Source organism: Chryseobacterium sp. (assembly GCF_022869225.1).
Classification (GTDB): Bacteria; Bacteroidota; Bacteroidia; order Flavobacteriales; family Weeksellaceae; genus Chryseobacterium.
This window is the reverse complement of the sequence record NZ_JALIHL010000001.1, coordinates 1,915,121-1,934,325: the sequence shown is the minus strand read 5'-3', so window position 1 is coordinate 1,934,325 and position 19,205 is coordinate 1,915,121. Positions and strand designations below refer to the sequence as shown.

The window sequence follows — 19,205 nt, the reverse complement described above, 5'->3', positions numbered from 1 at the left end:
TATTATTCATTTTATTGGGATTTATTTTTTTTATATATTCGTGATAAGCGGAATCCGAAAAGCTTATAGAGTAGGACCAAAAACAAAGTAAATTACTATGAAAAAACTAAAATCATTAAAGAGTGGAAAAGTGCTTACAACGGGTAGCCTGAAACAAATCCATGGAGGTTTAAAAGGATTACTTCCTGAGGGAGTATGTAGTGGTTCAGGAACTGCTAATGACCCTTACGTACTTGAAAGTGTTGTAATACCTTCTGGTGCATCGGACGGATGTTAATTTAAAAAAAGCTTATAGGGTTGTTTCCGTGTTGAGAATCAACCCTTTTTATTATGATTTTAATTTTATCTACTTCATGGGATGATGATACAAATGTTGTTATAGAGCATCTAAACAATATGGGAGAGCCATATATCCGCCTAAATGATATAGATCTGTTCAATGGAAAAACACAGATGTATTATGCTGTAAATTCTCATGGACAGTTAGTTATTCAAAATGAATTCTTCGGGAAGATAGATGTTTCAGAGGTAACAACTGTATGGTATCGCAAATGGGGAAATTTTGATAAGTATAAGGAAATGTTTGAAGAAGATCTTTCTTTAGACATGTTGCAATATTTATATTCAGAATATTCAGGGGTTTTAAATGTAATCCTTTTTGCCCTTAGAAATAAGAAATGGGTGAATCATTATACGGCAGTGATGGGTTTAAGTAAGATCGTAATGCTTACAAAAGCTGAAACAGCAGGTTTTAAAATTCCTTTTACAGTTGTCACCAATCAATTTGAGAATGATAATCGATTATGGATTACTAAATCTCTAAACGAAGGGAAAGTGATTCACTATAAAAATAAAAATTTCCCTGTAATGACATTTGAATATAATAATCCTACAGATTCTTTTTTTCCGGGCTTATTCCAGGAGCAGGTTATTAAAGAATATGAACTAAGGGTTTTTCATCTTAAAGGGAAAAATTATTCGATGGCAATATTTTCTCAAAATGATCTAACAACGTCTGTTGATTTCAGAAATTATAATCAAGAGAAACCTAACAGGTTTATTCGTTACCAGATGCCTAGAGATCTCGACAGAAAAGTTACAAAACTGATGAAAGCATTAAATCTACAAACCGGATCAATAGATATTATAAAAGGAATTGACGGGGAATATTATTTTTTAGAGGTTAATCCTTTTGGTCAGTTTAGAATGACTTCTTACCGGTGCAATTATAATCTACATTACGAAATGGCTTTATTATTAAAGAAAATGAATCATGAAAAAAACTCTTCTTCAGGAAGTTAATCCAATAATGAAAAAATTGTTACCTCCAATTTTTTCACAAGTTGTAGAAACTGGAGCAAAATTTACTCATTCTAGGCCTTTAATCAGCAAAATTGAAGCTAAAAAATACCAATCTGAAATTTTGTGTCTAAGAACTTTTAAAGATGGAATTAACCTACCTAAGCCATAACCGGGACAAAAAATTATTTCTATTTTCATGCTGTATACCGATTAAAGGTTCAGCAATAGGTGCTGTTTATGATTTGCAAAGAGATGATATTGAATTAGTTCCTAATTCCTTAGTTGATTTTATAAGCTATATCAATAAGAAGTCTGTTCAAAATATTATAGATGAATGGGGTGATAATGAAATAGCATGGGAATATCTGGAATTTCTCATTCAAAAAGAATTTATTTTTTTTTCTTCAGAAGATCACTTTCCAAAACTTTCTCATAAATGTTTTAATGATGATACTTCTAAAATTGAATGTATGACTATTGTATTGTCTGAATTCGTAGTAAGGAATTCCAAGACGATTGCGGAAAGAATTGAATATTTAGGAGTAAAACGCCTTCACCTTCATTTACCTCTAGGAACTAATTGGGAACAAATATTAGAATTTACTTATGTCCTGAAACAAAGTTGTATTATCAATCTTTCAATATCATTACCTTATCAGAAAGATTTTAATCCAAATACAATTAAGGAGCAAAGACTAAAAAATCTGTATTTCTATAGCTCACCTTATTCGGAAAGTATAGAAATTTATAATGTTAACTCATATTTTTTTAAATATAGCGAACAGGAATTTTTATTCCCTAGAGCAGGCATAAATGCTATATCAATAAACCATAGGGCTTTTCTTACGGGTAAAAATGCAAATCTAGGGCTATATAAAACCGTTTTTGTGAATGCAGGGGGAATGTTGCAATTGAATTCTATTGATGTAAAAGAATATGGCTGTATATTAGACTCGGATATGGAAAATAATTTATTCCTTCTTTCAGAAGTGTGGAATATAAAAAGAGATAAAATCATGCCATGCAGAAAATGTGAACTGAAATATGCGTGTACAGCAAATTTTATCCCCACATATGATGATAAAAAGAAAATATACTTTATAAATTGTAATTATAATCCCAATACTAATGAATGGTTTACTTAGAATAATAGTGGTAGTATTTCTATTTTCCTTAACAAGCTGTAAAAATTACTATTATTTCAATGGACAGCAAAAGGTGGAGACAGATCATCCGGACAGGTATGAAAAATTTATTTTAACCTTTGATGAGGGAAAACAAAACATACCATTCTATACTTACGGAGATTATCGTTTTAAGAAAGTAGATAAGCGGTATATCTATTTTAAAAATCCTGAGATGCATAAACTATTGAAATACAAACTTGGTCAAAAAAATGGTGAACAATTTCTTTTCATGTATACCGATCAGCCGACGTTTTCAAATATTTTAGGTTTTTTTTATAAGGATATTAGTATTGAAGATATTAAAAAGTTGTACGTTAACGTTAAACACAATGAAAATGAAATTCAGGTTTTTTCACGATATCACTTCGGGAAATTTCAAGTTTATGATTTCTACAAAACTGTGAAAGGTGGGCTTATACGGTTTGTATGTATTAATAACCCCAATTACTCTAAAGATTCGGATTATCAATGGTTTAACAGAGAAATAAATACTATGTTTTTTAATATCAATCATTCCCTATGGAATGGTTATTCTGAACCTCTTAACTGACAAAGATGAAAAAAGCAATTATGATCCTTTTTATTGTTTTGATATTCATGTCTTTTCTACAAGGACAGACATATAGGGTAGATTATCAGATGACTTATAAAATGGATTCCACAAAGAATGAAACAATTAAAAAAAAGATGATTTTGGATGTAAAAGATAATGTTTCTAAATTTTATTCCTATAATTTGTATCATATTGATTCATTAGGAACTAATCAGATTAGAAAGAAGGCATCAGATTATGATTTTGCGGTAATCAAGAACAGCAAGGATAATACTACTGAAAAATATTTTGTGATAGGTCTAGATAAATATTCATATAAGGAAGATGCTCCTAAATTTGAATGGAAGATTACTGAAGAAGTGAGAAAGATACATGATGTTAACTGCCAGAAAGCTAAACTTAATTATAAAGGAAGAAATTGGGAAGCATGGTTTACAAAAGATATTCCTTTTCAGGAAGGACCTTATATTTTTAATTCTTTACCTGGTTTAATTATAGATATGAGAGATTCCGGTAATAATTATATTTTTACAATGACTGAGTTGAGGAAAGATATTGGGTCAGTGGATCCAATAGCCGAAACTATTCCTGTAACAAGAAAACAATTAACCAAAGCTTACCAGGATTACTATAATGACCCTTATAAAGAACTAAAGGGCGGAAAGGCTGTAATGAAAGTGGTAGATGAATCTGGAAGGCAGGTAACTCCGAATTTTAATCAACTTACAGAGCTTAAACGAAAAGATATAAAAATGAAGAATAATCCTATTGAACTAACGGATGCTATTAAATACCCTTAATAGTATATATATGGTTTGCTTCAATTAAATAATAACTGTCAGATTAAGTATTGACTAATTCATATTAATACATATCCTACCGGATTCCGGTGGTTTTTTGATTTACTCAGTAATGATGACGATCTTCTTGTCAGCGTTTTTGAGCTTTGTATCTTTATCGTAAATAGCTTTCAGATCGTATTCTATTCTTACTGAATGATCATCAATCTGTTTCAGCCAGTCATGCTTTCCTGTAATAGATTTTATTTTATTTTCAAATCTTAAGGTAGTTCCAATATCTCTGAAGAACATCATCATCATTCCTTCCATTTTCTCAGTTTCTTCCTTTACACTTTTGGATCGAAGGGTTTCTTCAATATTTCTAAGATTGAAATTTTCTGTGTTGATGATCAGTGTTTTTCCATCCCAATTGTTGAATATATTCTGATCCAATGGAAGTTTTTCATCCTTTGTAAAGTTTTTCAGCGCCTGATAATCTTCCGGAGTGAAATGTTCCATTTTAAAAGCAAAGCCAGCCGGTTCATTGTTCTCCTTTTTAGATTTCATGAATATCTTTTTCATGATTCTGAGGGAATCCTGGTTTTGAGTTTTTAATTTCCCTTCCTTTTTTTCAAGCTCATAAATACTGGTCCATGTGGTGGGAAGTTTATCCATTTCTCCAAATTCATTCTGCTTCAGAGAGTCAGGAGTCATTGCTTTCATTTCTGCCATAAACTCTCTGGTATCGATATCCGTGACAGATGTAGAGGAAGCGTCCTTATGATAGACAATTTCAGAATTGATATGACAGGACTGCAACACGAATAGGCTTATCAGAAATAAGACAATCGTTTTTTTCATGGGTTTATTTTAAATTCTTATTAGTGGCAGTTAACAGCTCCGTTGTGATCTTTGGTGATGGTCATGGCTTCAGCCTTTGGAGAAACATAAGGTATTCCCAGTTCCAGACCTCTCAGGATAAATAACCCTCCGAGGATGATCATAATAATGGGAACAGCTTTTAAAATTTTTATTCTAAAGGCCTGATTCATGAGATTTCCGGCTAGAACAATGGCAAACATAAAGGGAAGGGTTCCGAGTCCAAATAAAGCCATATATAAGGCTCCCTGCCATATTCCTCCTCCTGCAAGACTGGCGGTAAGAGCCATATAAACCATTCCGCACGGCAAAAAGCCGTTAAGAATGCCTGTTGTAAATCTGGAACGGTAATCTGCTTTTTGAAGCAGCCTTCCTAAATTTGATTTTACCGTGTACAGAAATTTAGAAAGGAAAGGAATTTTTGATGCGAAATCTTTGCCTCCAAAAGAAAAAACAGCCATAATAATGAGTAATACTCCGGCAGTGATGGTAAGGTATTTCTGGAAACCCGCCATTTCAAACCCCTCACCTATAATACCTAAAATAGCTCCCAGTAAAGAGTAGGTAAAAATCCTTCCAAATTGGTAAGTGAGATTTTGAAGGTAGAAATTGGCAGCCTGTTTTCTGGTGAGTCCCATAGACAGAGCAATAGGGCCACACATCCCGATACAGTGGAATCCGGAAGCGAAACCTAAGGCAATAGCTGATATGACAAGTCCTATTTCCATATCACGTCATAGTCCATTCTGTAGTCCATTTTATCTTTGGTCCAGGTGAGCCTTAATGTATAATTTCCCATTTTTAATACCTGGGAAGGGATGATAAAAGACTGATTGGCGTCAAGCTGAACAGATTTTTTGATATCTAAATTCTGGTCGTCGGTTCTGTTTAAAACAAATTTTACCGTAGTATTGGAATTGTTGTATTCTTTTGGAAAGGTTATTTTTATTCCATTGGTATCCTGGCTGTATACAGGCTTATCCTGTAGTTCATCGGCTTTCTTTTTAGCGTCAATGACATCCTGGTACTGTAATTCTTCTTCATAATAATTATCCGTTACCATTTCAGAATTCTTCTGCCCGTTCGGGAAAAGAAACAACATGGATAATATAAAAGCTATGAATGCAAATAATGCGATTACGACACCGTGTCCCCAACTAAAGTTCTTCATTTTTCCGGATTTTATTTTTTTATGGTGAACAGAAATCATCCGGTATCCATTACCGGTGATTTCTGAGTCACAAGATTTTTTTATTAAAATTGCAGTTTGAAAGGCCCTTCAAAATAGGTCTGATAAGAATCGATCAGGTTACCTTTCATATCGTATACTCCGATGGTAATATTTTGCTTGGAAAGTTTCATTTCATCCTCAGGGAAGCTGATATTGATCGTTCCTTTTGAGATTTTATCACGGTCTACCTGGATTTTACTTGAAGCACTGTACGTAATCTCACCATGAGCCGGGTCCATTACTTTTACCGTAACGATTTTCTTTTCGTTTGTTTTATTAAGGAAAGTATAATTGTAGGTATTGGTAATTTTTCCATCTTTTACGAAGAAGGTACTTCCCGCCGGTTTAATGAATTTAGCCTCCATTTCTCCACGGCTGTAAAGAAGATATCCTAAGAATCCCACCAAAAGGAATAAGAATACCGTGAAGCCTTTCATTCTTCCTGTAAACTTAAACGGAATTTCTTTCTCAATTTCGTTTTCAGAAGCATATCTGATCAGTCCTTTCGGAAGACCCACTTTTTCCATTACTTCATCACAGGCATCAATACAGGCTGTACAGTTTACACATTCCAGCTGTTGTCCGTCTCTGATATCAATTCCCGTAGGACATACCACCACACACTGGTGACAATCGATACAGTCTCCTTTACCGGCAGCTTTTCTGTCTTCTCCTTTTCTCCATTTGGATCTGTTTTCCCCTCTTTTGAAGTCATAAAACACATTGATGGTATCTTTATCGATCAGCACGCCCTGAAGTCTTCCGTAAGGGCACACCAGCGTACAAACCTGTTCTCTGAACCAGGCAAAAACAAAATAGAATGCAGCGGTCAGAAGAATCATCACTATAAAATTGGTAGGATGAGCAAAAGGCCCTTCCGAAACAATTTTAAGCACTTCTTCATATCCGACAACGTACATAAACATAAAGTGAGTGATAATCAAAGAAATGATAACGTAAACCGTCCATTTCAAGCTTCTCTTCCAGATCTTTTCACTGTTCCACTCCTGTCTGTCCAGCTTCATCTGCTTATTTCTGTCACCTTCAATAATGTATTCGATCTTACGAAAAATCGATTCCATAAAAATTGTCTGAGGGCAAATCCACCCGCAGAAAATTCTTCCGAATGCAATCGTAAAAACAATAATAAAAATTAAAGAGGCAATGGCACCTAAAGTAAGGATAAAAAAGTCCTGTGGATAGAAAGGTTGTCCAAAGATGAAAAACTCCCTGTCTATAACATTAAATAACAATAATGGGTTGCCATTGATCTTAATGAATGGCAACGTAAAATAAATAATTAATAAAAGATAACTTACAAGGTTTCTGTAGTTGGTATATTTTCCTTTAGGCTTCCTTGGAAATACCCATTTTCTTTTACCGGATTGCTCCATTGTCCCGATAGAATCTCTGTAAGTTTCAGGGTCCAGAACCTGTCCCTGTCCGCCTCGTACTTCTATTTCTTCTATATCTGACATGTTGTAATATTGTTTAAAAAAGAAAAAACATAATTCGTTACTATTTTTAATCTAATAACAAATTATGTTTTTTTCATATGTTTCTAATTTTTTAAATTATTCTTTTTCCCAATGTGCTTCAGTTCCTTGAGGAGCTGCTCCTCCTTGAGCTGGAGTCACTGGCGGTTGCTCTTGATTGATGTGATAAACATAGGCTGCAATCTTTTCAATCTCTGCTCCGGAAACCTCTCCGTTTTTACCGAAGGCTCTCATCGAAGGGTTAGTAGGAGAACCATTCCAGTCCATATGGAAAACATTTTTGAATAAAGTCTTCTCAGGCTGGTTGATCCAGTAGTTATCCGTTAAGTTCGGGCCAATACCACCGCTTCCGTCTTCTTTGTGACAAGATGCACAGTTTGTTTTGAATAATTCTTTACCTTCTGCAATATTATCAGCAGAGTATTTTGCTGTTTCTATTGTTACAGGAGGCTGCTCTTTCATATATTTATCAATAGCTGCCATTTGCTCTTTGTAATCTTTCTCATATTCGCTTAACGGGTGAGCGAAGTCTGTGAAAGAGTAAGCTGCAATGTATACAATACAAAAAGCGGTCCCAAAATAGAATAAACCTACCCACCATTTTGGCAACTGGTTATCCAGCTCCATAATTCCATCGAAACCATGGTCAATAAGAATATCTTTTTCTTCAGAAGCAGATTGCTTTTTGAAAGCACTTTGATACATTCTTTTCAAGTATGGTACTTTCTTTTCAGCCAGATAAGCTGCTTTCTCTTCCGGAGATAAATTTTTGAATTTGTTGTTTTCAATTAAGTCTCCTATGGCACTGTGGATATAAGCCAGAATACCGGCAATCACAACAGTTCCCCAGAAGTAAGGCGAAGCTAGAAACGAGTAGCTCTGTACAAATAAATAATAAAAAACTATTAAAAGTCCGATTATTATTAAGATGTTTATAACAACAGGTGTTCTTTGTTTCATAAAAAATAGTTTAATTTTTTAAATTAAAATCGTCATCTTCATCATCCCCAAGAGGTGCTTCTTCTTCCTCTTTGTAATATTTTTTAGGCCTGCTAAAAACATAAATTACCAGAGCGACGAAAAACAACATAAAGAAAATCAGAGCCAGCGTCTGGTAAAAACCAGCGTTTTCTGTATTGGACAAGATATCTTTAAAGTTCTGAGGAATCATATGAACCTTTTAATGTTTAGTTATTACTTGCTGTTTTGATTTCAGTTGTTTTGATATCAGTTCCTAGTCTCTGAAGATAAGAAATAAGAGCTACGATCTCTTTTTTCTCTAATTCTCCCTGAGGTCTCTTCGCATATGCCTCTTTCAAGTCATTTGCTTCAGAGAAGATATCTTTTACAATTTTTGCCGATTGGTTATTGGCCCATTTGTCTGCAGAATCGATTTCAGCCTTGGTATAAGGTACATCAAATGCATTCTTCATCAGCTTCATTTTCGCCACCATTTTAGACTTGTCTAAATCTGTAGCAATTAACCAAGGGTAACGAGGCATGATAGAACCTGCAGAGGTAGATCTTGGGTTATACATGTGTTTGTAATGCCAAGAACTTGGGTTTTTACCACCTTCTCTATGTAAATCCGGTCCTGTTCTTTTGGAACCCCATAGGAATGGTCTGTCGTATACGAATTCTCCAGCTTTGGAGTATTGTCCGTTTTTCCCGTTGAATCTTACGATCTCATCTCTGAACGGTCTTACCATTTGAGAGTGACAAGCGTTACATCCTTCACGGATATAGATATCTCTACCTTCTAATTCAAGCGGAGAGTATGGTTTTACCGCCGAAATGGTAGGAACACTTTTCTTAAGTGATAGCGTAGGGATGATTTCCACCATACTTCCTATAGAGATGGTGAAGAAAGAAAGGATCCCTAATAATACAGGCATTCTTTCAAGCCATAAGTGCGTTCCTTCTCCTTCTTTACGTTTGTTTCCGATGTTGGCCAATGCAGGCGCTTCAGCAGGAACTTCTTTTTGGAATGATCCTTTTCTTACCGTAGCAATTACGTTAACGATCATCAGGATAGATCCTGAAATATAGAATAAACCTCCTACGAATCTCATTTTAAAGTAAGGAATGATCGCCGTTACAGTATCCAGCCAGTTTTTCCATAATAAGGTTCCGTCCGGGTTGAACTGCTTCCACATTAATCCTTGAGTAAATCCTGAAATATACATTGGTACCGCATAGAAAATGATTCCTAATGTACCTAACCAGAAATGCCAGTTAGCTAATTTTACAGACCAAAGTTTTGTTCTCCACATGATCGGTACCAAATAATAGATAACCCCGAATGCCATGAAACCATTCCATCCAAGAGCTCCTAAGTGTACGTGACCGATAACCCAGTCTGTAAAGTGACCAATTTTGTTGATGTTTTTAGTTGCCAGAAGCGGACCTTCAAACGTTGCCATACCATAACAAGTAACAGCGACTACGAAGAACTTAAGGATAGGATTTTCTCTTACTTTATCCCAAGCTCCTCTTAAGGTAAGAAGACCGTTTAACATTCCTCCCCAAGACGGTGCAATAAGCATAATGGAGAAACCTGTTCCCACAGCCTGAGCCCATGCCGGAAGAGCAGTATACTGAAGGTGGTGAGGACCAGCCCAGATATATACGAAAATTAATGACCAGAAGTGAATAATAGACAGTTTATAAGAGAATACCGGTCTGTCTGCTGCCTTCGGAAGGAAGTAATACATCAAACCTAGAACCGGAGTTGTCAATACGAATGCAACCGCATTGTGTCCGTACCACCACTGTACAATTGCATCTTTTACTCCTGCATATGCTGAATAAGATTTCCAGCCAGTGAAAGATAAAGGTACCTCAAGGTTGTTGAAGATGTGAAGCATTGCTACAGCGATCCAGGTACCAATATAGAACCAAATCGCTACATAAAGGTGTCTTACTCTTCTCTTTGAAATAGTCAGGAACATATTGATCCCGAAAATGACCCATGAGAATGTGATCAATATGTCGATCGGCCATTCGTGTTCAGCATATTCCTTAGAGGTATTAATCCCCATAAAGAATGTAACGAACGTAGCAACGATCATAAACTGCCAAGTCCAGAAATGTAACCAAGACAATGTATCACTGTACATTCTTGTTTTTAATAATCTTTGTAATGAGTAATAAATCCCAGTGTAAACAATGTTACAAACGAATGCAAAGATTACCGTATTGGTGTGCAACATTCTGATTCTACCAAAACCAAATGCACCATGAGTGTTTATTAACCCTTCAATATTGCCGGATGCCAAACTTTTAATGGTTGTGTCATCGGTCCCGAAAAAGAATTCAGGTAATTCAGGGTAGAAAAGCATTAATGCCGCCGTAAGCCCGAACGTAAATCCTATAAGACCAAAAACCAAGGTCGCATAAAGGAACGCACGGACAATACTATTGTCATAACTAAACTTTTGTGTTTCCATATCAACTATTCACTATTTTTCTCAATTTTTATTATTTTCTCCTATTTCTTTTTCGTCTTTAGTCTCGTCGCCAGTTTCATCATCTTCTCTGATTTTTTCATCATCGAAAAGGATTCTGACAGCCGGAGATTCATCATCTTCAAACTGTCCTTTCTTGGCATACACTATAAATACGACCAAGAAAATCGCAGCCAAAGAAACACTGCAGAGGATCATTAAATATAGAATATCCATTGGACAACAAAATTAACCTATTTTCGGGGTTCAAATTTAGTGAAAAATAATGACATTCATCACGAAATGCCGATTTCAGCTAATTTAAAATCAGTCTAAATAAGGGCTTTTAAGCGCGTTTTTTAAAATATTTACGGCCTAAAATCCAGGTTGAAAGTGTAGTAAAGGTAACTACCGTTATGGAACTCGCCGGCATGATGATTGCGGCGAAAAGCGGATGCATATGTCCTGTAACTGCGTAACTTAAACCAACTATATTGTATAAAAAACTGATTATGAATGTCATTTTCACAATGGTGATTGATCCCTTGCAAACATTCAGATAATGGTCCAGTGTTACTACTTTTTCACCATTCATAATGACATCCGAAGAAGGGGTAAAACTGTTGGTGTCATCAGCAATTGCTATCCCTACGTTACTTTGTTTTAAAGCTCCTGCATCGTTCAAGCCATCCCCGAGCATGGCTACTTTCATGTTCTGGTCCTGAAGGTCTTTGATGTAATTCAGTTTGTCCTCGGGACTTTGGTTGAAAGCCATTCCCTGGTAATTCGGAATAAGCTCCTTGAGCTGCATTTCTTCCGAAGAATTATCGCCACTCAGGATAAATATTTTGTAGTTGGTTAATTTTTTGAATAGATCTTTAAGCTTAGGGCGGTATTCATTTTTGAAGATGAATTTTCCTAAAAACTGATCATTTTTACTGATGTAAACAGCAGTTTCAAGATTTTTGGGCTCCTGGTTGTTATAACGGGCTGATCCTATTTTGTAAAGCGTTCCTCTTACGCTCGCTTCATATCCTTTCCCTGAGGTCTCCAGGAAGTTTTCAACCGGCAAATAGTCATCACTGACCTCTATAAATTCATATAATGATTTGGAAAGAGGGTGATTGGAGTTCTTTAACAACGTTTTGATATTAAGTAAATCAAATTCTCCGATTTCAGTGCCGTCATACTTGATGTTTGACTTTTTCCTGTGGGTAATCGTTCCGGTCTTGTCAAAAACGATAGTATCCAGTTTGGCAATTTTTTCAATCGTTAAAGTGTCCTTTACATAGAACTTGTTTCGTCCTAAAATCCTCATAATGTGACCGAAAGTAAAGGGTGCGGACAACGCGAGTGCACATGGGCAGGCGATGATCAAAATAGCTGAAATGACCTGGAACATTTTTGATAGATCAATGAATGACCAATAAATTCCGGAGATAACAGCGATGCCTAAAATGATGAATGTAAAATATTTACTGATGTTATTGGTAAGGGTGTCCAGCCCTGTTTCATGCTTTTTAAATGCTTCCTTATTCCATAACTGGGTAAGGTAACTCTGGTCTACATCTTTGATTACTTCGAGTTCTAAAGAGGATCCTATTTGTTTACCGCCGGCAAAAATTTTGTCTCCGGGCTGTTTGCTGATGCTTTCACTTTCTCCGGTAATAAAGCTGTTGTCAATATTTCCTTCTCCATTGATCAATATTGCGTCTACCGGAATGATTTCCTGGTTTCTAACTAAAATTCTGTCGCCAACTTTTACTTCCGAAAGTAAGATATTTTCCTGTTTTCCTTCAAAATCTACTTTGGTGACGGCGATCGGATAAAAAGATTTATAATCCCTGTCGTACGAAAGGGCGCTGTACGTTCTTTTCTGGAAGATTTTTCCCATCAGCATGAAGAAAAGAAGCCCGCAAAGCGTATCGAAATATCCAGGGCCGTAATCTGTCACGACTTCATAAATGCTTCTTCCGAAAAGAACAAATATTCCCAATACAATAGGAACGTCGATATTAACGATTTTATTTTTTAACCCGTACCATGCGGATTTGTAGTAATCTGAAGCAGAATAGAATACCACGGGGCATGCCAGTAAGAACATCAGTGTTCTGAAGAGCCCTTTATAGTGTTCCATCCAGTAATCTTCACCTCCTACGTATTCCGGGAATGCCAGAAACATTCCGTTACCAAAAGCAAAGCCTGCGATGGCAAATTTTACAAGGAGTGATTTGTCAAGGTGGTCCACATTTTTTTCTGCTGTTTCAAGGCTGATAACGGGCTTGTATCCTAAATTGGTTAGAAAATTAGCGAGTTCGCTTAATTTCAGATCGTTATGGTTGAATGAGATCTGTAAGGTCTTCCTGGTGAAGTTGACCTGAGAATACTTAATATGCTTATTCAGAGTATGAAGGCTTTCCAGCAGCCAGATACAAGAGGAACAATGAATTACAGGAATTTTGAATGTGACAAGACTGGTGTTTCCCTCAGAAAAGTCAGTGACTTTTTCAAAAATCTCAGGAGTATCCAAGTAATCAAACTGAGTGGAGCTTTCATCATTGGGACGAATTCCGGCTCCTTTATTGAGCTCATAGAAATTACTTAAATTATTCATATTCAGAATTTCATAGACAGACTTACAGCCATTGCAGCAAAAAGTCTTTTCGTCAAATAAAATTCTCTCTTTTTCTATACCTTGACCACAATGAAAACAGTTCTCGCTCACCACCATAAAATATTGAACTACAAAATTATAACAATTTTTTTTGTTTATCGTGTTAAAAAGTTCTATTTTTGTGATAAATATCATATAAAATGCCGCAGGAACAACAGATAGCAATTGAAGAGAGGTTCGCCAGAGTTTTTAATGATAAATCATTTAAGGAAAGACTTTCTAGCGCAGATTTTGAAAAATACATTAATGGCAAAAAGAAACTGAGTTTTCAGAAACACGATACTATTTTCGAGGACGGAGAAACTCCTAAAGGAGTATTTGTCCTGGAAAAAGGTGCTGCCAAACTTTCGAAATCAGGAGCTTTTGGGAAAGATCAGATTTTAAGATTTATCAAAGAAGGAGATATCATCGGCTATCGTTCTTTGCTTTGCGGGGAAAACTTCCAGGCAAAAGCTGAAGCAATGACAGATATTGAGTGCGTTTTCTTACCCGCAGATATCTTTATGTATCTTCTGGAGGTAGATCCGCAGCTGTCTTTCGTAATGCTTCAGAAAATTTCATACGAATTAGGAGAATCCTCCAATACCATTACCTTCCTGGCACAAAAAACAGTAAGAGAAAGGCTGGCTGAAATATTGCTGCTTTTGGAACAGAAACTGGGAGTGGATCCTGAAGGCTTTATCAAAATCTCATTAACCAGAGAAGAAATTGCCAATATCATCGGTACCGCTACAGAAAGTGCCATCCGTCTGATCTCCGAATTCAAACAGGACAGCCTGATTGAAGTGGACGGAAGAAATATCAAGATCTTAAATCACGACAAACTCATGAAACTCGGTCACGTAGTTTTATAAAATCATACAAAACGTAAGTCGGCTAAAGGCCGACTTTTTAACTTTTAAAAAATAGATAAATTATGTCTGTTCACTCTGAAATTAAAAAAGTTACGACTGAAACCTTGCGTAAAATGAAATTCGACAAGGAAAAAATAACAATGCTTACCGCATATGATTTTACCACAGCAAAAATGGTAGATGCCGGTGGAGTAGATGCTATTTTGATTGGAGACTCTGCAGCGAATGTAATGGCTGGTTTTGAAACTACATTACCAATTACACTGGACCAGATGATCTATCATGCTCAAAGTGTGGTAAGAGGAACCGACAGAGCCCTGGTGATTGCAGATCTGCCTTTCGGAACGTATCAGAGTAATCCTGAAAAAGCATTGGAGTCTGCGGTAAGAATGATGAAAGAAGGCGGGGCCCATGGAGTAAAAATCGAAGGCGGGAAAGAGATTTCCAAGTCAATCAAAAAGATCATTAACGCAGGAATTCCTGTGATGGGACATTTAGGGCTTACCCCACAGTCGATCTATAAATTCGGAACCTATAAAGTAAGAGCAAAAGAGGAAGCAGAAGCAGAAAAACTGATTGCCGATGCACAGCTTTTAGAAGAACTGGGATGCTTCTCTGTAGTATTGGAAAAAATTCCTGCAGACTTGGCCAAAAAGGTTACTGAAAGTATTTCAATCCCTACAATAGGAATCGGTGCCGGTGCAGACTGTGACGGTCAGGTTCTGGTATACCATGACATGGTAGGAATGAACAAAGGATTCAGTCCCAAGTTCTTAAGAAGATATTTAGACCTTTATACTGAAATTACCGGAGCGGTTGCTCAATATGTAAAAGACGTAAAAAGTGTCGAGTTTCCAAATCAAAATGAAAGTTATTAATTAATGAATCAACAACAACAATCTATCCAGGGAATACTATCTATTGCAGCATTGATCTGCCTTGCCATAGGCTGGTTCAATTTATTTTCTCCGGAAATTAACCATCTGCTTTCCAGAAAAGTTTTTTATATCCTGATAGGAGCCAGTTTCTTTATCCAGGCACCTACGCTTACCAATAAAAATTTTGTGTATGCCATGTATGCAGCGGCAGGAATCTGTGTGATAGGAGCCTTTTTACCTGAAAGTTCTAACCTTTCATGGGTGAAGACTGTAGGTCTTTTAGGAGGGATCATTCTTTCACTGTCGAATAGAAAGAGGTAGACAGAATCAGTATGAAGGAGCAGATTGTATATGAAGATAACCATCTTCTGGTGGTTAATAAAAAAGTCGGTCAACTTGTACAGGGTGATAAAACCGGCGATGAATCACTATTAGAATCTATAAAGAATTTTATAAAAATCAGAGATGCTAAGCCGGGAAATGTTTTTCTCGGCTTGGTTCATCGTATAGACCGCCCGACTTCCGGCCTGGTGATCTATGCCAAAACCTCCAAAGCGCTTTCCCGCCTTACCCAGATGGTGAAAAACCGTGAGATAAAAAAAACGTATTGGGCGGTTGTAGGAAAGGAAATGATCCCACAGAGCCAACGACTGATTCATTATTTAAAGAAAAACGAAAAAAACAATAAAGCCATTGTTTTTCCAAAAGCAACAGAAGGAGCAAAAGAAGCCATTTTAACGTACCATGTGATTAAAACACTCGATAATTATATGCTTCTTGAAATAGATCTGGAGACCGGAAGACATCATCAGATCCGTGCCCAGCTGTCCAAAGCTGGTATTCCGATCAAAGGAGACCTTAAATACGGAGCTCCGCGTTCCAATCCTGACGGAGGAATCAACCTTCACGCAAGGAAACTGGAATTTATTCATCCTGTTACTAAAGAAAATATTGAAATTATAGCTCCTGTTCCTCAGAATGATGCGATTTGGAGAGCTTGTGAATAGTAAAAAATTTTACTTTAGCCCAAAAAAACCATCTCAATTTTTGAGATGATTTTTTGTTTATGGGAAATTCTATTTTGCCCATTCTGAAAAAATACCTAACTTCGTCCCATACTTTAGGGGTGTCTGGAATCAACAGACTGAGACTTTACCCTTTGAACCTGATCTGGATCATACCAGCGTAGGGAAAAGTAGGTGACTTTTGCTGTACATTCTATTGTACAATAACAGCCATTCCTAAAGTGTATTTAAAATATTAGGAATGGAACTTATAATCAACCACACCCGAAAAACATTTGATATACTTCCGGAGAACCTGGAAGCATTATTGGCTATGGAGCTACCCGGAAAGAAAAAAGGGATTGCTGTAGCAGTCAACAACCGCATTATTCCGTTGTCAGCCTGGGCGCAAACCATCCTTAACAACAACGATTCAGTTTTAATCATCACTGCCACTCAGGGCGGTTAATTCATATATTTAATACCAAAACTTATGGCCCACTCCATTACATGTTCGCCATTTCCGAACTCAAAGAAAATCTATATTGAGGGAACATTACATCCTATCCATGTAGCAATGCGTGAAATACAGCTTAGCCCGACCAAACTTACCAATGGCGGCTTTGAACATAATGCGCCGGTAACCATTTACGACACTTCGGGTCCTTATACCGATGAAAATGCAGTCATTGATATTCAGAAAGGACTTCCAAGAGTCAGAGAACAATGGATTCTGGACAGAAATGATGTGAATATTCTGGATGGAATCACCTCAGAATACGGAAAAGCCCGCCTGGCAGATCCGCGTCTTGACGAACTGAGGTTTTCCTATGATCATAAACCTAAAGTAGCACAGGAAGGAAAAGAGCTTACCCAGCTTTACTATGCAAAGCAGGGAATCATCACTCCGGAAATGGAATATGTGGCGATCAGGGAAAACCAGCGCATAGAACAACTTGAGTCTGTCCCAAAAGAAATGGCTTTCCAGCATGCCGGACACAGTTTTGGAGCCAATACTCCGAAAAGTAAGATTACTCCGGAGTTCGTAAGAGACGAAATTGCTGCCGGAAGAGCGATCATTCCTAATAATATCAACCACCCGGAAAGTGAGCCGATGATTATCGGAAGGAATTTCCTGGTGAAAATTAATGCGAATATCGGAAACAGTGCAGTTTCATCCAGTATTGAAGAAGAAGTAGAAAAAGCGGTATGGGCCTGCCGATGGGGAGCAGATACCATTATGGACCTTTCTACCGGGAAAAATATTCACGAAACAAGAGAATGGATTATCAGAAACAGTCCGGTTCCTATCGGTACTGTTCCTATTTACCAGGCATTGGAAAAAGTAAAAGGTGTTCCGGAAGACCTGACATGGGAGATTTTCAGAGATACCCTTATTGAGCAGGCAGAACAGGGAGTTTCCTATTTCACTATCCATGCGGGAGTTTTGTTGAGATATATTCACTTAACAGCCAACAGAGTAACCGGAATTGTATCCAGAGGAGGTTCTATCATGGCAAAATGGTGTTTATTTCATCATAAAGAAAGCTTCTTGTACACTCATTTTGAAGAGATCTGTGAGATTATGAAGAAGTATGATGTGGCTTTTTCTCTTGGAGACGGTCTTCGTCCCGGATCTATTGCTGATGCCAATGATGCCGCACAATTTGCTGAACTGGAAACTTTAGGGGAACTGACCAAGATTGCATGGAAACACAATGTCCAGGTCATGATTGAAGGACCAGGTCATGTTCCGATGCATATGATCAAAGAAAACATGGAAAAACAATTGGAAGAATGCCATGAAGCTCCATTTTATACCTTAGGGCCTTTAACAACGGACATTGCGCCGGGTTACGATCACATTACTTCCGGAATCGGGGCAGCGATGATCGGATGGTTTGGCTGTGCGATGCTTTGCTATGTAACTCCGAAGGAACATTTAGGACTGCCGAATAAAGAAGATGTAAAAGTCGGGGTAATTACTTATAAACTGGCTGCCCATGCGGCAGATCTGGCCAAAGGACACCCGGGAGCACAATACAGAGACAATGCATTAAGTAAAGCAAGATTTGAATTCAGATGGGAAGATCAGTTCAATCTTTCATTAGATCCTGAAACAGCCAAAGCTTATCATGATGAGACACTTCCGGCAGAAGGAGCAAAAATTGCCCATTTCTGTTCGATGTGCGGACCGAAATTCTGCTCAATGAAGATCACCCAGGAAATTCGTGAGTCTGCGGAAAAGGGAATGCTGGATAAATCACAGGAATTCATCGAAAAAGGAAAAGAAATTTATATATGATCCTTGTCATTACTCCTGAGGTGATGGTTCCGGATGAAACAGAAATCATTAATCAGATGTTTCAGGAAGGGCTTGATCTGCTTCATATCAGAAAACCTCAGATTACCCGGAATGAAATGAGTGATTTTATCCGTAAGATTGATTCGTCATTTTATCCTCAATTGGTACTCCATACTCATTCTGAATTGGGAGAAGATTATGGCATTTCAAGGTTTCATGTCAGAGAGAAAGACCGGCAGGAAAAGAAATATAAGCCTTTTAAAGAGGGAAATATCATTTCAACTTCTGTACATAGCATTACCTCGTACAATAGTTTGGAAAAAGAATGGGAATATGCTTTCATAAGCCCATTCTTTCCAAGTATCTCTAAAAAAGGATATGGGGCTAACTCAACGGTTGTCCGGGAGATAAAACACAGGAATAATACCGGCGTAAAATTGATTGCTCTGGGAGGAATTGATCAGGGTAATATTGGGGAGGCCCTGAATGCAGGAGCAGACGGTGCTGCTTTATTAGGAGCAGTTTGGGAAGATAATAACCCGCTGGATGTTTTTAGAAAGTGCAGAAAGAATGTTCTTCTGTAATGAATACCGCAGGTTATTAACAAGGCAGTGAAA

22 protein-coding genes and 1 riboswitch are annotated in these 19,205 nt (G+C 37.1%); of the genes, 13 read left to right on the top strand and 9 right to left on the bottom strand.

Annotation, left to right across the window (positions count from 1 at the left end; genetic code table 11):
* Positions 1 to 97 precede the first annotated feature (97 nt).
* From MUW56_RS08970 to MUW56_RS08945, 6 genes are read left to right on the top strand one after another with little or no spacing between them, the layout of a single operon-like run.
* Complete coding sequence (locus MUW56_RS08970; protein WP_292012862.1) at positions 98 to 277, top strand: hypothetical protein; 180 nt, start codon at positions 98 to 100, stop codon at positions 275 to 277.
* Between the two features lie 53 nt (positions 278 to 330).
* Positions 331 to 1,302 (top strand): grasp-with-spasm system ATP-grasp peptide maturase, encoded by a 972-nt coding sequence (gwsG, locus tag MUW56_RS08965; RefSeq protein WP_292012861.1) that lies wholly within the window; start codon positions 331 to 333, stop codon positions 1,300 to 1,302.
* Positions 1,274 to 1,471: a hypothetical protein gene (locus MUW56_RS08960; RefSeq protein ID WP_292012860.1), complete on the top strand. Its 198-nt coding sequence runs from the start codon at positions 1,274 to 1,276 to the stop codon at positions 1,469 to 1,471. The genes gwsG and MUW56_RS08960 overlap by 29 nt, the downstream gene beginning before the upstream one ends.
* Entirely contained in the window at positions 1,446 to 2,447 is a 1,002-nt protein-coding gene (locus tag MUW56_RS08955; protein ID WP_292012859.1) for a hypothetical protein, read from the top strand. The genes MUW56_RS08960 and MUW56_RS08955 overlap by 26 nt, the downstream gene beginning before the upstream one ends.
* Positions 2,431 to 3,039 carry a hypothetical protein gene (locus MUW56_RS08950; RefSeq protein WP_292012858.1) on the top strand — a complete coding sequence of 203 codons (609 nt, stop codon included), beginning with the start codon at positions 2,431 to 2,433 and terminating at the stop codon, positions 3,037 to 3,039. The genes MUW56_RS08955 and MUW56_RS08950 overlap by 17 nt, the downstream gene beginning before the upstream one ends.
* Positions 3,040 to 3,044: 5 nt before the next feature.
* A complete protein-coding gene (locus tag MUW56_RS08945; RefSeq protein ID WP_292012857.1) occupies positions 3,045 to 3,842 on the top strand; it encodes a GLPGLI family protein in 798 nt (265 codons plus the stop codon).
* A gap of 102 nt (positions 3,843 to 3,944) precedes the next feature.
* Here MUW56_RS08945 and MUW56_RS08940 read toward each other — a convergent pair whose 3' ends face one another.
* The 9 genes from MUW56_RS08940 to MUW56_RS08900 all read right to left on the bottom strand — a co-directional run bounded on the left by MUW56_RS08940 (position 3,945) and on the right by MUW56_RS08900 (position 13,598).
* On the bottom strand, positions 3,945 to 4,682 hold the full coding sequence (locus MUW56_RS08940; protein ID WP_292012856.1) for a hypothetical protein: 738 nt from the start codon (positions 4,680 to 4,682) through the stop codon (positions 3,945 to 3,947).
* A 20-nt stretch (positions 4,683 to 4,702) separates the two neighbouring features.
* The gene (locus MUW56_RS08935) at positions 4,703 to 5,428 is read right to left on the bottom strand and encodes a sulfite exporter TauE/SafE family protein (RefSeq protein WP_292012855.1); all 726 of its coding nucleotides are present in this window, start codon (positions 5,426 to 5,428) and stop codon (positions 4,703 to 4,705) included.
* Positions 5,419 to 5,871, bottom strand: coding sequence for a FixH family protein (locus MUW56_RS08930; protein WP_292012854.1), 453 nt, complete (start codon positions 5,869 to 5,871; stop codon positions 5,419 to 5,421). Before MUW56_RS08930 ends, MUW56_RS08935 begins: the two co-directional genes overlap by 10 nt.
* Before the next feature lie 83 nt (positions 5,872 to 5,954).
* Positions 5,955 to 7,409 (bottom strand): cytochrome c oxidase accessory protein CcoG, encoded by a 1,455-nt coding sequence (gene ccoG / locus MUW56_RS08925; protein WP_292012853.1) that lies wholly within the window; start codon positions 7,407 to 7,409, stop codon positions 5,955 to 5,957.
* 96 nt (positions 7,410 to 7,505) lie between these two features.
* Entirely contained in the window at positions 7,506 to 8,387 is an 882-nt protein-coding gene (locus tag MUW56_RS08920; RefSeq protein ID WP_292012852.1) for a cbb3-type cytochrome c oxidase N-terminal domain-containing protein, read from the bottom strand.
* Between the two features lie 10 nt (positions 8,388 to 8,397).
* Positions 8,398 to 8,598, bottom strand: coding sequence for a cbb3-type cytochrome c oxidase subunit 3 (locus MUW56_RS08915; RefSeq protein WP_076595423.1), 201 nt, complete (start codon positions 8,596 to 8,598; stop codon positions 8,398 to 8,400).
* A 16-nt stretch (positions 8,599 to 8,614) separates the two neighbouring features.
* On the bottom strand, positions 8,615 to 10,876 hold the full coding sequence (gene ccoN, locus MUW56_RS08910) for a cytochrome-c oxidase, cbb3-type subunit I (RefSeq protein WP_292012851.1): 2,262 nt from the start codon (positions 10,874 to 10,876) through the stop codon (positions 8,615 to 8,617).
* A 21-nt stretch (positions 10,877 to 10,897) separates the two neighbouring features.
* Positions 10,898 to 11,110, bottom strand: coding sequence for a cbb3-type cytochrome oxidase assembly protein CcoS (ccoS, locus tag MUW56_RS08905; protein WP_292012850.1), 213 nt, complete (start codon positions 11,108 to 11,110; stop codon positions 10,898 to 10,900).
* A 109-nt stretch (positions 11,111 to 11,219) separates the two neighbouring features.
* Positions 11,220 to 13,598 carry a heavy metal translocating P-type ATPase metal-binding domain-containing protein gene (locus tag MUW56_RS08900; protein ID WP_292012849.1) on the bottom strand — a complete coding sequence of 793 codons (2,379 nt, stop codon included), beginning with the start codon at positions 13,596 to 13,598 and terminating at the stop codon, positions 11,220 to 11,222.
* Positions 13,599 to 13,687: 89 nt separating this feature from the next.
* Between MUW56_RS08900 and MUW56_RS08895 the strand changes: the two genes are divergently transcribed.
* The 7 genes from MUW56_RS08895 to MUW56_RS08865 all read left to right on the top strand — a co-directional run bounded on the left by MUW56_RS08895 (position 13,688) and on the right by MUW56_RS08865 (position 19,172).
* A complete protein-coding gene (locus MUW56_RS08895; RefSeq protein ID WP_034692595.1) occupies positions 13,688 to 14,401 on the top strand; it encodes a Crp/Fnr family transcriptional regulator in 714 nt (237 codons plus the stop codon).
* 62 nt (positions 14,402 to 14,463) lie between these two features.
* The gene (gene panB / locus MUW56_RS08890; RefSeq protein ID WP_292012848.1) at positions 14,464 to 15,279 is read left to right on the top strand and encodes a 3-methyl-2-oxobutanoate hydroxymethyltransferase; all 816 of its coding nucleotides are present in this window, start codon (positions 14,464 to 14,466) and stop codon (positions 15,277 to 15,279) included.
* A 3-nt stretch (positions 15,280 to 15,282) separates the two neighbouring features.
* Positions 15,283 to 15,600, top strand: coding sequence for a hypothetical protein (locus MUW56_RS08885; protein WP_292012847.1), 318 nt, complete (start codon positions 15,283 to 15,285; stop codon positions 15,598 to 15,600).
* Between the two features lie 11 nt (positions 15,601 to 15,611).
* Positions 15,612 to 16,286, top strand: a complete 675-nt coding sequence (locus MUW56_RS08880) for an RluA family pseudouridine synthase (RefSeq protein ID WP_292012846.1) — start codon at positions 15,612 to 15,614, stop codon at positions 16,284 to 16,286.
* A gap of 105 nt (positions 16,287 to 16,391) precedes the next feature.
* Positions 16,392 to 16,488, top strand: a riboswitch (TPP riboswitch).
* 57 nt (positions 16,489 to 16,545) lie between these two features.
* Positions 16,546 to 16,752, top strand: coding sequence for a sulfur carrier protein ThiS (gene thiS / locus MUW56_RS08875; protein WP_292012845.1), 207 nt, complete (start codon positions 16,546 to 16,548; stop codon positions 16,750 to 16,752).
* A 24-nt stretch (positions 16,753 to 16,776) separates the two neighbouring features.
* Positions 16,777 to 18,588 carry a phosphomethylpyrimidine synthase ThiC gene (gene thiC / locus MUW56_RS08870; protein ID WP_292012844.1) on the top strand — a complete coding sequence of 604 codons (1,812 nt, stop codon included), beginning with the start codon at positions 16,777 to 16,779 and terminating at the stop codon, positions 18,586 to 18,588.
* Positions 18,585 to 19,172: a thiamine phosphate synthase gene (locus MUW56_RS08865; protein ID WP_292012843.1), complete on the top strand. Its 588-nt coding sequence runs from the start codon at positions 18,585 to 18,587 to the stop codon at positions 19,170 to 19,172. Before thiC ends, MUW56_RS08865 begins: the two co-directional genes overlap by 4 nt.
* Positions 19,173 to 19,205: the final 33 nt, after the last annotated feature.